At 72.2% G+C, this 13,529-nt stretch carries 14 protein-coding genes; 6 read left to right on the top strand and 8 right to left on the bottom strand.

Annotation, left to right across the window (positions count from 1 at the left end; translation table 11 throughout):
• Positions 1-76 precede the first annotated feature (76 nt).
• Genes ACFFCA_RS16455 through ACFFCA_RS16465 form a run of 3 tightly spaced genes read right to left on the bottom strand, consistent with a single transcriptional unit; the run spans position 77 to position 2,923 of the window.
• Complete coding sequence (locus ACFFCA_RS16455; protein ID WP_375486719.1) at positions 77-1,135, bottom strand: homocysteine S-methyltransferase family protein; 1,059 nt, start codon at positions 1,133-1,135, stop codon at positions 77-79.
• Positions 1,136-1,145: 10 nt separating this feature from the next.
• A complete protein-coding gene (locus ACFFCA_RS16460; protein ID WP_375486721.1) occupies positions 1,146-2,339 on the bottom strand; it encodes an NAD(P)/FAD-dependent oxidoreductase in 1,194 nt (397 codons plus the stop codon).
• Positions 2,336-2,923, bottom strand: a complete 588-nt coding sequence (locus ACFFCA_RS16465) for a cysteine dioxygenase family protein (RefSeq protein WP_375486723.1) — start codon at positions 2,921-2,923, stop codon at positions 2,336-2,338. Before ACFFCA_RS16465 ends, ACFFCA_RS16460 begins: the two co-directional genes overlap by 4 nt.
• A gap of 106 nt (positions 2,924-3,029) precedes the next feature.
• On the opposite strand from ACFFCA_RS16465, the gene ACFFCA_RS16470 reads away from it, so the two are divergent.
• The 4 genes from ACFFCA_RS16470 (at position 3,030) to ACFFCA_RS16485 (ending at position 6,797) form a co-directional block, all read left to right on the top strand.
• The gene (locus ACFFCA_RS16470; RefSeq protein WP_375486725.1) at positions 3,030-4,046 is read left to right on the top strand and encodes a LacI family DNA-binding transcriptional regulator; all 1,017 of its coding nucleotides are present in this window, start codon (positions 3,030-3,032) and stop codon (positions 4,044-4,046) included.
• Between the two features lie 14 nt (positions 4,047-4,060).
• A complete protein-coding gene (locus ACFFCA_RS16475) occupies positions 4,061-5,638 on the top strand; it encodes a phospholipase D-like domain-containing protein (RefSeq protein ID WP_375486727.1) in 1,578 nt (525 codons plus the stop codon).
• Positions 5,639-5,708: 70 nt separating this feature from the next.
• Positions 5,709-6,404, top strand: coding sequence for a hypothetical protein (locus ACFFCA_RS16480; RefSeq protein ID WP_375486729.1), 696 nt, complete (start codon positions 5,709-5,711; stop codon positions 6,402-6,404).
• Positions 6,405-6,431: 27 nt separating this feature from the next.
• A complete protein-coding gene (locus ACFFCA_RS16485) occupies positions 6,432-6,797 on the top strand; it encodes a DUF427 domain-containing protein (protein ID WP_375486731.1) in 366 nt (121 codons plus the stop codon).
• On the opposite strand, the gene ACFFCA_RS16490 is transcribed toward ACFFCA_RS16485, so the two are convergent.
• The 3 genes from ACFFCA_RS16490 to ACFFCA_RS16500 all read right to left on the bottom strand — a co-directional run bounded on the left by ACFFCA_RS16490 (position 6,767) and on the right by ACFFCA_RS16500 (position 9,414).
• A complete protein-coding gene (locus ACFFCA_RS16490; RefSeq protein ID WP_375486733.1) occupies positions 6,767-8,191 on the bottom strand; it encodes an amidase in 1,425 nt (474 codons plus the stop codon). The two genes, ACFFCA_RS16485 and ACFFCA_RS16490, sit on opposite strands and share 31 nt — an antisense overlap.
• A 52-nt stretch (positions 8,192-8,243) precedes the next feature.
• Positions 8,244-8,783, bottom strand: a complete 540-nt coding sequence (locus ACFFCA_RS16495) for a hypothetical protein (RefSeq protein WP_375486735.1) — start codon at positions 8,781-8,783, stop codon at positions 8,244-8,246.
• A gap of 124 nt (positions 8,784-8,907) precedes the next feature.
• Complete coding sequence (locus ACFFCA_RS16500) at positions 8,908-9,414, bottom strand: MarR family winged helix-turn-helix transcriptional regulator (protein WP_375486737.1); 507 nt, start codon at positions 9,412-9,414, stop codon at positions 8,908-8,910.
• A 90-nt stretch (positions 9,415-9,504) separates the two neighbouring features.
• On the opposite strand from ACFFCA_RS16500, the gene ACFFCA_RS16505 reads away from it, so the two are divergent.
• Positions 9,505-11,235, top strand: a complete 1,731-nt coding sequence (locus ACFFCA_RS16505; protein WP_375486750.1) for a chloride channel protein — start codon at positions 9,505-9,507, stop codon at positions 11,233-11,235.
• Between the two features lie 10 nt (positions 11,236-11,245).
• Positions 11,246-12,637, top strand: a complete 1,392-nt coding sequence (locus tag ACFFCA_RS16510) for a GDSL-type esterase/lipase family protein (protein ID WP_375486738.1) — start codon at positions 11,246-11,248, stop codon at positions 12,635-12,637.
• A 90-nt stretch (positions 12,638-12,727) separates the two neighbouring features.
• Here the strand turns inward: ACFFCA_RS16510 and ACFFCA_RS16515 are convergent, their stop codons facing one another.
• Together ACFFCA_RS16515 and ACFFCA_RS16520 are read right to left on the bottom strand one after the other, a co-directional pair.
• Positions 12,728-13,024: a YrhK family protein gene (locus ACFFCA_RS16515; protein ID WP_375486740.1), complete on the bottom strand. Its 297-nt coding sequence runs from the start codon at positions 13,022-13,024 to the stop codon at positions 12,728-12,730.
• 46 nt (positions 13,025-13,070) lie between these two features.
• Positions 13,071-13,355, bottom strand: coding sequence for an STAS domain-containing protein (locus ACFFCA_RS16520; protein ID WP_375486742.1), 285 nt, complete (start codon positions 13,353-13,355; stop codon positions 13,071-13,073).
• Positions 13,356-13,529: the final 174 nt, after the last annotated feature.

Consider the following 13,529-nt stretch of genomic DNA (forward strand, 5'->3'; position numbering starts at 1 on the left):
TACCCGTGATGCCGTGACAAGTACCCGCCGCCGGGGCGGCGCGCCGGACGATTCTCAGGTGGTGTCCGGCCGACGCTCAGCCGGCGACCGACCAGTCGCCCATCTCGCTGCTCGTCACGCCGCTCTCGCCGCTGCCCAGGACGGGATGCAGCTCGAGGGCCGGGGAGTACTGCGACGAGGCAGTGGTGCGGCCCAGTGCCTCGGCCATGGCGCGCACGTAGTGCGGTGCGCCGCCGCAGCAGACCCCGATGTAGCCCGCCCCGAGCGCCGCCGCGTCGCGGGCGAAATCGGCCATCTCGAACCGGGTCAGCGCGGCGCTCTCGAGCCGGATCGGGAACAGGCGGGACCCGTCGGGGGCGGCGAGCGACTCGAAGGCCGGCACCTCGGCGGTGGTGCGGTACGGCACCGGCTGGGTGGCAATGGGGATGTCCACGGCTGCGCGCAGGCGCTCGACCAGGGGCAGCATGGTCGCGGGTCCGCGCGAGCAGTTGAAGCCGACGACGGCCGCGCCGTGGTCGGCGAGGATCCGGCACGCCTCGACGTAGTCGTGGCCGTCGTAGGTCCGGTCCGGCTGGACGCTGGCGAAGGTCACCAGCGCGGGTACCCCGAACTCCTGGCAGACCTCAAGCCCGATCAACGCCTCGCCGAGGAAGTCGTTGGTCTCGCTGATGACCAGGTCGATGCCCTCCTCGACGGCCCACCCGAGCTGCTCGCGGTACTGGTCGCGCACGACGGCGCCGGACTCGGCCGGGTTGGCCGGGTCGTAGCACCAGGTGTTGCAGATGTTGCCCGCCACGAGCGCGCCGCCGTCCGGCCCGTCCCCCTCGGCGGCGATCTCGTTCGCGATGCGCACGGCCTGCCGGTTGAGCTCCTCGAGGTCGCCGTCGCGTCCCACGTCACGCAGCTTCTCGCGGTGCGCGTAGTAGGTCAGCGCCACCATCACGTCGGCGCCGGCGCGTAGGAACTCGCGGTGCAGCTGCCGCAGGGCGTCGGGCGCGTCGAGGATGACCTCCGGCACGTACGGGCCGGCTTTGACGTAGCCACGTCGTTCCAGCTCGAAGACGTAACCCTCGGCGCCGACGAGCGGGCCGTCGGCGAGGCGCTCGGCGAAGGTACGGGCGGACGGACGGCTCATGACGGCTCCTCTACGAGACGGTGCGGGCGGGGTCGGACCGGTCAGAATCGAAACGGGCGGGATCGAAACGGGCGACGTCGTAGACGGTGCCGCCCTGCAGGGCCAGCTGGAACAGCACGCGCCCGACCCACGGCGCGAACTTGTAACCGGTGCCGCGCCAGCCGACGCCGACGTGCACCCCGGGGGCGCCGGGCACCGCACCGAGCACGAAGTCGTCGTCGGCGATGAGGTCGTAGTCGCACTGGTCGACGTCGAGGACGTCGCTGACCGAGGCGGACGCGAGGCCGGGCATGACCTTCGCGACGAAGTCGGCGATGTCGCGCACCCCGGTGCGGTCGCGCGGGATGTCCGGCGGGTTGTAGTAGCCGACCTTCACCGCGTCGATCACGCCGGGCACGATGGGGTGCACGTAGACGCCGGTGTCGAGGTAGGCGATGACCGGCATGACGTCCGAGGTGTAGCGGTCGCGCTCGGCGTCCGGCGGGACGAAGTACTTCGCCTCGCTGGGCCGGTCCTTCGTCAACGGCACCTGCAGCGTGCAGTTCTCGATGCGGGCCAGCACGTCGTTGGTGCCGTGGCCGGCGGTGACGACGACGGCGCGGGCGACGAACTCGCCGGCGTCGGTGGCCACCCGCCAGAGCTCGCCGTCGCGCCTGAGCGAGGTGGTCTCGACCTGCTCGTGCACGCCGACCTTGCGGCTGTGCAGCACCCCGGTCAGCGTCTCCGCGACCGCGGCGAGGTCGACGAGCCCGGCCACCGGGTCGAGATGCGCCAGGTCGACGTCGAGGTACGGGTAGCGCTGGGCGATGGCGGCCGCGTCCAGCACGTCCAGCGGCATGTCGATCGAGGCGAGCAGATCCGTCGACAGCTGCGCGTAGGTCCGGTCGAGGTCGGGGGTGACGGCGGACGAGGCGACGTTCATGCAACCGCACCGCACCAGCACCGACCGCCCGGTCGCCCGCTCGAAGTCGGTCCAGAGGTCGATGGCGTCGTCGGCGAAGCGGGCGTAGACCGCGTCGAGGTAGTCCTTGCGGTACGAGCGGGTGCGCCCGTACGAGGCGGTCGTCGGGTCGCCGATGCGTCCGCGTTCCAGGACCGCGACGCGGGCGGGCGTCCCCGAGGCCTGGTAGGCCGTGAACAGGCCCATGACCCCGCCGCCGATGACCAGCAGGTCCAGGACGTCCTCGCTGCCGTACTCCGTCATGTGGCAACTCCCATCGCGCTCAGTTCGTCGGTGTAGGACACGGACGTGCGGTGCAGCAGCCCCGACTCGTCGACGATGTACTGGCCGAGCCGTTCCAGGGGCGGCGAGTAGGCGTGCACGCTCACCGCGCCGCCGACGTCCGTCGTGGGCGCGACACCGGTGAGCCGGTGGATGTGGTCGGGGCCGAAGCTGAACACCCGGCCCCGGTCGACGGCGGTCTCGAAGCTCGGCGCGCCGACGGCAAGGTTGTGCTCGAGCAGCCGCCCGCGGACGACGGCCACCGCCCCGGACGACACGTCGTGGTCGTGCCAGCCGGTGTCGTTGCTCGGCGTCCAGCACAGCAGCCACACGTCAACGTGCTCGTCGCGGTGCAGGCAGGCGTAGTGCCGGTGCTCGTCGTCGAAGGCGACGTCCGCGCCCCACAGCCCGGGTTCGGACGCGATGGTTGCGGCCAGGCGCAGCAGCTCGCCCTGGTCGAGGTCGCGGTCCGGCAACCCGTCGTAGACGTCGGTGGGGTCGCCGGCGAGCTCGGTGAGGTTCGCGGCGGAGCGGGCGGGAACGCCGGTGTCGACAGGCACGGTCATGGGTGGTGGGCCTCCGGAGGGGTCGGTTGGTGAATCGCTTCACTGTAGCGCTTAAACGATGACCGGCAGAAGACCGATCTGTCAACGTCCGGTTACCATTTGCAGCGTGCGCCAGCGGGCCAAGCGGGTGACTCTTCGCGACGTGGCGGACGAGTCGGGGCTCTCGCCTGCCGCGGTGTCGTACGCCCTGCGCGGGCTGCACGTCCCGGTGGAGACGCAGGAGCGCGTGCGCGACGTCGCCGAACGGCTCGGCTACCAGGTCGACCCGATCGCCCGCGCGCTCGCGTCCGGCCGCACCGGCACGATCGGGCTGCTGTGCGGGTCGCTCACCGACATGTGGCAGCAGGGCATGGCCGCCGAGCTCGGACGCGGCCTGCTGCGCCACGACCGGCACGCCCTCATCGTCGATGCGTCCAACGATCCCCAGCTCGAGAGACGGCTGGCCGCCCAGCTCGTCGACCAACGGGTCGACGCGCTCATCGTGCTGTCCGTCGACCCGACCTCCGGCCACTGGGCCGACATCGCCAAGCGGGTCGCCCTCGTCTCGGTGGGCGACGGCATCCCGGGCGCCGCGGCCGAGATCGTGTTCGACAACGCCGGCGGCGTGGCGGGCGCGCTCGAGCACCTGGCTGCGGCGGGGCACCGGCACGTCGCGGTGCTGACCCCGTCCTCGCCGAGCACGCCGGACCGGCCGGCCGACGCCGCGGTCGCGGCTGCCGCCGAGCGGCTGGGCCTGCAGATCGACGTGCACCTGTGTGAGCACGACCTTCGACCGGCGGCGGAGGTGGCCGAGAGGGTGCTGTCGGCAACCCGCCCGCCGACGGCCGTGTTCTGTCTCGCCGACTCGATGGCCTACGGGGTCTACGCGGCCACGCAACGCCTCGGGCTGCGCATCCCCGACGATGTCTCCGTGCTGGGGTTCGACGACCACCAGGTCTCGCGCATCCTGACCCCACCGCTGTCCAGCTTCCGCTGGCCCCTGGACGACCTCGTCCGTTCGGTCGTCGAGCGGACGATCAAGGCGATCGACGAGGACAAGCGCTCGCGCCGGGTGGTGCTCACCCCGCAGTTGCAGGAACGCGGGTCCGTCGCGCCCCGGCCCACCCGCCGTCGGACCCGCTGAATAGAGTTCCGGCCGTGAGCCGGCCGCCCAGCGACGACACCGTCGGCCTCGCCGCGCCCGACGACCTCGACGCCGCCCTGCGGTACTTCCCGTCACCCACTCCCGAGTGCCCGACCTTCGTCGAGGACACCTCGTGGGAACCACTGCTGGACGGCGCTCGCTACCTGCCCGCGCTCTCGGAGCTGCTCGACGCCGCCGGGCCGGGCGACGCGGTGTCGGTCGTCGGTCTGGAGCTCGACCCCGCGCTCGACCTGCACGGCCGCGAGCCGGGGGACGCTGGGTACGACCCCCTCGGTGATCGGCTGGCGCGCCTCGCCGCCGCGGGTGTCGAGGTACGCATCCTGGTGGCGGCCCGGACGTGGGCGTCCTCGCTGCCGGGTACGTTCTTCGGCGGCTTCCGGGCGACCGCCGAGCACGCGGCCGCGATGCGGGCCCTGCGCCCCGATCCCGGCGCACCGCCACCGCTGCGGGGCCGGGTGCTGCTCGACCACTCCGGCGGTGCGCTGCTCGGCTCCAACCACCAGAAGGCGGTGGTGGTCCGGATCGGCGGCGAGCTCGTGGCGCTCGTCTCGGGCATCGACCTGGTACGTCACCGCTACGACGCCGGCCCGCACGACACGCAGCAGCTGGACGGGCGACGGTGGGGCTGGCACGACATCGCGGTCCGGCTGCGCGGCCGGGCCGCCGAGCAGGTCTGGACGGCGTTGCGCCTGCGCTGGATCGAGGCTTCGACGCTGCCGCGGCGCTACCGCGTCAACGCCGCCGGACGCGTGGTGGCCCTCAACCCCGAACCGGCTGTGCCCCCGGCCGACGCGACCGCCACCACCGAGCCCGTGCCCACCCCGGGCACGGCCGTGCGCGTCGTGCGCTCGGCCTACCGGGACAAGCTGGCGACGGCGCTGCCGTGGCGGCGCATCCCGTGGCGCGTCCAGCCCGTCGGGGGCTACCAGGAGATCTTCGCAACGCTGACGCACGCCATCTCCCAGGCCCGTCGCTACGTGTACCTCGAGGACCAGTACCTCAGCGAGTCGGCCGGCGGTGACCATGACTACGAGTTGTGGCCGGTGCTGCGCGCAGCGGCCGGGCGTGGCGTGCGCGTCGTGCTCGTCGGTTCCGGCGACCGTGACCCGGAGGACGTCGGGGTGCACCTGGGCCCCATCAACCGCACCATGAACCCGGACATCCGGCGCAAGCTCGTGGAGCCGCTGGACCGTCTGCACTGCAACAACGTGGCCGAATTCCGCGTCGAGCACGTCACGGTGCACGCGAAGCTGGTGCTCGTCGACGACGTCTTCGCCTCGATCGGATCGGCCAACATGTTCAGCCGGTCCATGGTCGGCACCGACTGCGAGCTCTGCGCGGCGGTCAGCACCACGACCACGCTCGTCCGCGATCTGCGGGTGGCCGTCTGGGGTGAGCACCTGCGGGCGCCGCTTGAGCCCGTCCGCGCCCAGCTCGAGGACCTCGACCTCGCGCTGGGGATGTGGCGACCCGAATGGGCGACGGGGGGCGATCCGTTGCTCTGGCGGGCGCCCGGCCACCCGTCCGGGTTCGCGCCCGCCGAGCGCGCCCTGCGACTCGTCGGGCCCTGATCGTTGCGGGACAGCGTGTCATGGGTACGTACCGTCACCACCAGGCTGGGCTGACGATGCGGAGGACCGGGTGACCGACAACGGCGAGGCCGAGGGCAACGGCGACACGAGCCCGAACGACGGCACCTACGACCGACCGCTGCCGGACGACCGACCACTGCCCGGGGACGGCTCCCGCGGGGACGACTCTCGCCGGGACGATCAGCCGCGACACGAGGACGACACCGCGGAACCGGACGGCGACGACGCCCCGTCCGACGGCGAGGACAGCGCCGACGCTGAGAGCTCGGACGCCGCCAGCTCTGAGGACGCCAGCGCCGACAGCGACGACGCCAGCTCCGACTCCGACGACACGAGCTCCGACGACGGCAGCGCCGACGACGGCGAGGACAGCTCCGATTCCGACGACGACGACTCGAGCGGCGACAGCGGAGACGACGACAGCGGCGACGACGACTCGGACGGCGAGAAGGACATGGCCGACGCCCCGGACGCCGAACCCGTGTACAACGACCGCAGCAAGCTCGACTTCGACCCGGACGAAGGCTTCTACACCGGTACTGCGGTCACCGGCGACACCGAGATCCCCGGTGAGCACGAGAACGCCGACGAGGTGGCCCAGGAGGACGCCGATGAGAGCTCCGACCGCGCCGACGAGTCTGGCGACTCCGACGACGACTCCAACGACAAGGCGGACGACTCCGACGACGACTCCGACGACGAGTCGGACGACTCCGACGCCAAGTCCGGCGACGACAAGGCATAAACGACCGGCCCCTGCCGTTCGACGGTCATGAGCAGACCACACCTGATCCCCGGACCCGACCACCCGATCACCGTGGAGCCGCACGACGGTCGCGTCACCGTGCGCCTCGGCGACACGATCGTCGCCGACACCACGGCCGCGCTGGCGCTGCGCGAGTCCAGCTACCCCGTGGCGTACTACGTGCCACTGACCGACGTCGACCAGAACCTGCTGCGCCCGAGCGACACGACGACCTACTGCCCCTACAAGGGCGAGGCCTCGTACTACTCCGTCGCGGTCGGCGACCAGGCCGTCGACGACGTGCTCTGGTACTACCCCGAGCCCTACGACGCCGTCGGCACCATCGCGGGGCACGCCGCGTTCTACCCCAGCAAGGTGCAGATCTCGGACTGAGGACCGACCGTCGGGACCGAGGGTGACTCGAGGGCGGCGGCCAGCCCGAACAGCTCCGCCTCCGACCCGGAGCGGCCGCTGAGCATGACGCCCACGGGCATGCCGTCGTCCGGCGACACCCCGGCGGGCACGGACATGGCCGGCCACCCCACCAGGTTGGCGATGACCGTCCAGCAGTCGGTGTACGGCGCGCGCAGCGGGTCGGTGAACTCGGCGTCGCCCTCGATCGAGTCCCACGTCGGGGCCGTCGTCGGCATGGTCGGCGACAGCAGCGCCGTACAGCCCGACATGGCGGCCGTCGCCTGCGTGATCAGACGTCGGCGGACCTGCTCGGCCTCGGCGAGAGCGTCGCTGCCGAGCAGCGTCCGGCCCAGCGCGACCCGGCGGACGACCTCGTCACCGGCCTGCCCCGAGCCCGCGACGTGCTCGAGGTGCGGCAGGCACTCCACCGACGTCAATACCAGGTACGCCTCCAGCGCCCGCGCCGCGTCGGGCATCCCGACCTCGACGACGTCGACGCCGGCACGTCCGAGCCGATCGACCGCCTCCGTCAGTTGCACACGCACCCCGGCGTGGTTGGTCCACCCGGCCAGCTCCCGCACGACGCCGACCCGCGGTCGCCCGGACCGCGCGTCCGGAGGCGTGACGGCGACGCCGGCCAGCACCGAGGTCACCAGGGCGGCGTCGGCGACGGTGCGGGTCAACGGGCCCACCCGGTCGAAGCTCGGCGCGAACGGGACGACGCCGGCGATCGGCACCAGCCCCGGGGACGGCGCCACGCCGACGATGCCGCACTGCGCGGCCGGCTCGCGGATCGAACCGCCGGTGTCGGTGCCGAGCGAGAACGCGGCCAGGCCGGCGGCTACGGCCGCGGCCGAACCGCCGCTGCTGCCCCCCGGGCTGCGCGCGGGATCGCACGGGTTGCGGGTGGCGCCGAACACCGACGTGCGCGTCGAGGCGCCCATCGCGAACTCGTCCATGTTGGCGCGTCCGAGCAGGATCGCGCCGGCGGCCCGCAGCCTGCCGAGGGCCGGTGCGTCGTTCAGCGCGACCACATCGTCGACGGCGTGCGAGCCGGACGTCGTGGGCTGGCGGCGGACGTCGACGTTGTCCTTCACCACGAGGGGAACGCCGGCAAGCGGGCCGAGTGGTGCGCCGCGTGCGCGGCGGCGGTCGACGGCCCGCGCGGCGCGCAAGGCCGCCCCCGAGTCGACGCGGACCAGCGCGTTCAGCGTGCCGTCGACCTCCGCGATGCGCTGCAGGTGCGCCGAGGTGATCTCCACCGCCGACAGCTCACCGTCGGCCACGGCCCGGGCGAGCTCGGACACGCTCAGACCGGTGGGCCCGCCGATGATGCCGACGGGCAGCACCGCCGCCTGACGCTCCGGTTCCATCGCGTCAGCGTGACACCGTCGTGTTGCAGCCGGATGTCAACCAGGTAGCCGTTCAGACAGAGTCAGGCGGCCCGGCCAGGTCCGCCGCGGCACGTGCCCGGCCGAAGGTCGACCGGGTGCTCCGCAACGTCGCGCGGAGCAGCGCCGCCACCTGTCCGGCGTCGTGGGCAGGTCCGTCGTTCCAGGCCCGCAGATCGCGCACCTGCAGGGCCTCGCGCGCGGCGCGGGAGTTCCAGTTCGCGGTGCGACGGGGCTGCCCGCTGTGCAGCTGCAGCCAGACCAGGTCGACGACCCGGGCGCGCAGCGCGGGGTCGCCGTCCGTGGCCACGCCGAGGGCCCCGACCAGGCACAGACCGCTCCCGGTCGCGCCGCCGTGGCCGACGCGGTCCCGGGAGCAGGCGGTGCAGGAGCCGGCACGTGCCCAGGTGAGCTCGACGAGCAAGGACGCCTCGCGCAGCACGCCGAGGGCGGCGTGCGTCGAGGCGAGGCCGGCACTGACCCGGTCGCGGCGGCGCAACCGCAGCCGGGCGATCAGGCCCGGGCGCCGGATCACGGAGCTGAGGTGCTCCACGAGGGACAGGTCGTCGCGCACGCGGCTCGCCTTCGGGTCGGTGGACTGGCCTGGGGTGACTGCCTGCGGACCACGATGCGCGACGGTGCGCCCAGCCGCATGCCGCGGGGCCCGCACCGTGACGCACCGCACCCGATGTCGATCGCTACCAGCCCAGCTCGCTGATCCGCGCCGACGGCTCACCCGCGGCGTCGGCGAAGGCGTGCAGGGCCTCGACCAGCTCGCTGCGGCGCTCGGCGGGCATGGCCCGGACGATGGCTGCGATGCCCGCCCGTCGGCGCCGGGTCACGGTGGCCACGCGCGCGGCGCCCTCGGCCGAGAGGGCGAGCACGACCTCACGTCGGTTCGTCGGGTTCTCCTCGCGGGTGACCAGGCCGGCCGTCAGCAACCGGTCGACCATGCGCATCGCCGTGGAGGCGGTGACGCCCAGCTCCTCGGCGAGGCCGTTGAGATTGATGCGCTCGTGGCGCCCCAGCACGACCAGGGCACGGAACTGCGGGATGGTCACCGTCTCCTCGAGCTCGGCGAGGGAGCGTGCGGAGACCGCGACGAGCGCACGCGACGCCGTGAGCAGGGCGGTCACCAGCTGGTCGACGTCGGCCCCGGCCGCTCCGGTGGCGCCTCGTGCTGCGGATCGGTTCCTACCGCTCATGGGCGGGTCTCCCCACTGTGATCTGCGCGCCGACGGGGCGCAGATTTTGTTTCTATAGAGCAATTATTGCACAATGCAAGTATGTCAGTCATGCACGTCCACGCCGGTCGCCTCACGTCGCTGCGTTCGCGCCGGCTGGGGCTGCTCGTCCTCTCGCTGCTCATCGGGGTGGGGTCCGGGCTCGGCGCGGTCGCGTTCCGATACATGATCAAGTGGGGCACGTACGCGTTCTCGGGCTTCGCCGACTACTCCGCACACGGTCACGCCGCCAACCCGGACGTGCCGTGGCTCGGACGCTGGTTCGTCCTGGTGGCACCGGTCGTCGCGGGGCTGCTGTACGGGCCACTCGTGTACCGGTTCGCCAAGGAGGCGCGCGGCCACGGCGTGCCCGAGGTCATGGTCGCGGTCGCCCGCAACGGCGGGCGGATCCGCCCGCAGGTCGCGGTCATCAAGTCGATCGCGTCGGCGCTGTGCATCGCCGGTGGTGGCTCGGTGGGCCGCGAGGGCCCGATCGTGCAGATCGGCTCGGCGCTCGGGTCGTCGCTCGCCGGCGCCTTCCGCCTCGACGAGAAGCGCATCAAACTGCTCGTCGCCTGCGGGGCCGCGGGCGGCATCGCCGCCACCTTCAACGCGCCACTCGCCGGCGTGTTCTTCGCCATGGAGATCATCCTGCGCCAGTTCGACGCCGAGGCGTTCGGCATGGTCGTGCTCTCCTCGGTCACCGCCAGCATCATCGGCCGCGCCGTGCTCGGGAACAATCCCTTCCTCACCCTGCCCACGTTCCACGTCGACCACCTGATGCAGTACCCCCTCTTCGCGCTGCTCGGTCTCCTCGCCGGGGTTGTCGGAGTGGCGTTCTCGCGCGTGCTCTACGCGATCGAGGACGCCTGCGACTGGGCGTGGCGGGGCCCGGAGTGGGCCCGGCCGGCCGTCGGCGGAGTGCTCCTCGGCGTCGTCCTGCTGGTCCTGCCGCAGATGTACGGCGTCGGCTACCCGGTGCTGGGCAAGGCGGTCGCGGGTGGGTACGGCATCGCGTTCCTGCTGACCCTCCTGGTCGGCAAGCTCATCGCCTGCAGCCTGACCATCGGCATCGGCGGGTCGGGCGGTGTGTTCGCGCCCAGCCTGTTCTGCGGCGCGATGGCGGGCGGCGCGTTCGGCGAGACCGTGCACGCGATCGCGCCGTCGGCCGGCGGCTCGGTCGGCGCGTACGCCCTCATCGGGATGGGCGCGGTGTTCGCCGGTGCCGCCCGCGCGCCCATCACCGCGGTGGTCATCCTCTTCGAGCTCACCGGCGAGTACTCGATCATCCTGCCGCTGATGCTGGCCATCGTCCTCGCCACCGGTGTCAGCCACCTGATCTCGCGCGACACCGTCTACACCCGCAAGCTGCTGCGACGCGGCATCGACATCGACGAGCCCGCCGACGCAACGCTGCGCCGGCGCCCGCTCACCGATGTCATGGCCCCGCCGCCGGAGCCGCTGGCGGCCACCGCGGCGCTGTCCGAGGCCGCGCAGCGCTTCTCGGCGTACGGCGGCAGCCACCTGCCGGTCGTCGACGCCCAGGGCTCCTACGTCGGGGTGCTGGCCGCGCGCGACGTCATGACCGCCCTGGCCGCCGGCGACCCGGCGCCGGTGGGCGCGCTCGCCTCCCCGGTGGACCCGTTGCGCCCGGACGCGACGCTCGGCGACGCGCTCGGCCGCCTCGAACGTGGCGACGTCGCCGTACCGGTGGCCGACGCCTCTGCGGTCGTGGTCGGCTGGGTCGGTCAGCACGACCTGCTCAAGGCACTCAGCGGAGCGGGGACCGCTGTGCATGGGTAACCATGGCGGGGTGACATCGGTCGGCTCCACCGCAACGGTTCGGCGGCGGCCGCGGCTGCGCCACCTGGTCAGCGAGGGGTTGCTGATCCTGGTCGTCGCGGTGGTGTCCATCGCGGTGGCGCTGCTCGTCACCCCGTCGCAGCAGGTCTCCTCGGCCGGGCAGACCATCGAGGTCGGGGTGACGTCACCCAGCCTGAGCGTGTCGGGTCCCGCCGAGCTGGACCTCTTCGGCCAGGCCATCCCGACCACGACCACCTTCGTCGGCCCCGTGCGGCCCCGGTTGCGCCTGACCCACATCACCCCGTCCAAGCAGCTGGCCGATCTCACCAACCCTGCGTCGGCTGCCGATTCGGCCCACGGTCTGCAGCAGGCGCTGGTCAGCGGGTTCCACCGCTACTTCTTCTGGCAGGTCGTGATCGTCGGGGCCGTTGCCGTACTGCTGATCGGCGCCGTGTGCGGGTGGCAACGACGGAGCTGGCGGCGGACGCTGATCACCGTGGTCGTCGGGCTCCTGGTGGCCGAGGCCATCGACCTGGGCGCCATCATGATCACGGCTTACAGCGCGCCCGCGAAGCTGGGGCGTGTCCACTCGCTCGAGCAGCTCGTGGGCGGGGTCCCGTCGCCGACGCCGCCTGCCAGGCGCTCGAACGCCGGGCCCGGCAGCACCGTCGTCGTCCTGGGGGACTCGACCGCCGCCGGTCTCGGCAACCCGGCGCTACCCAGACCGACGGCCGCGGACACGGCGTGCCGACGCAGCGTGGACGCCTATCCGGTGGACCTCGCGCAGGTACGCAGCCTGCGGGTGACCTCGCTGGCGTGCAGTGGCGCCACCATCGCGGCCGGCATCCTGGGCCCGCAGACCGTGGGCGGCCGCACGCTCGCGCCGCAGATCGCCGATCCCGCGGTCGAGACCGCGTCGACCGTCATCGTCAGCGTCGGCGCGAACGACGTGCAGTGGTCGGAGATCCTGCGCATCTGCGCCGTGTCGAGGAACTGCGACAACGCCGCCGAACAGGCCTACTTCCAGAGCCACCTGGCGCAGTTCAGCTCGCAGTGGCTGCAACTCGTCACCGATCTGCAGCAGCTTCCGAACCATCCACGCATCCTGGTCAACCTCTACTACGACCCGTTCGGCACCGACGTCGGATGCCTGTCCAAGGTGCACATCACCGACAGCAAGCTGCGCTCGATGCTGTCCCGGCTGGCCACGCTGAACAGCGTGCTCGGGCACGGTGCCGACGCGGCCGGATTCACCACCGCGCTGCCCGACTTCAGCGGCCACGGGGTGGGTGACGACACGCCTTACGTGCAGGGTCTCGACGGCAAGGCGCCGTTCCACCCCACGGCTGCGGGCGGGCTGGCCATCGCGCTGGCCGACGTGCACGCCATCGGCACCTTCTGACCTGCACGTACTGACCTGTACTTACTGACCTGTACTTCCTGACCTGCACTTCCTGACCTGCACTTCCTGACCGGCGGTCGAAGAGGCCGCTCAGGCCGGCGCCGCGTTCGGGGCGTGATGCGACGGCCCGTCGTCCTGTCCGGGGAGCCGCCGGAGGTGCAGAGCGCGGACCACGTCGATGGTCGGCTTGAGCGCGAACAGGATCGAGCCGACCAGGAACAGCCAGTCGGCCTCGGTCGTCAGGCTGGCGTAGAAGAAGCACACGCTGCCGACCACGAAGCAGGCCGCTGCGCCGAAGTCCACGAGCGTGCGCACCACCTGATAGCGCCAGAACAGAGCGACGTGGGCCGGGGTGAGGTCGGCAAGGTGCGGGTCCAGGAGCTTCACGCCTGGGGCTTACCCGACGGCGCGGTGCCCGACCACGGCGGCGACGTCACACGATGGTGAAGACCCGATCGAGCATCGTGCGCTGCAACAGCCGCAGGATGTCGCCGGGGACCTTGGTCAGCGACAGGGCTGTGCCACGCTGCTGGCACTCGTTCAACGCATAGACCAGCGTCCCGAGACCGGACGAGTCGACGAACGAGACGCCGGACATGTCGATGAGCAGGCTGTCCGGGTCGCCCTCGAGCGAGTCGTCGATCTGCGCCCGCTGCGACGCGATGTTCGCCGCGTCGACCCGACCCTGCCACGCCACGACCACGGCCCCCGCCCCCATGCGAGGCAGCGTAGGCACAATCCCGCCCGTTCTTGAATGCTCCTCGGGCCCGCCGTGCCCGATCTTCAGCACGGTGGCTGTGTAGACCGTGACAAGGCGTGCAAACCACCGGCAACGGATCGGTGCCCCCGGCAGGATTCGAACCTGCGACGCCCGGCTTAGGAGTCCGGCGCT

Origin of the sequence: uncultured Jatrophihabitans sp., assembly GCF_964252635.1 — a bacterium.
Taxonomy (GTDB): Bacteria; Actinomycetota; Actinomycetes; order Mycobacteriales; family Jatrophihabitantaceae; genus Jatrophihabitans.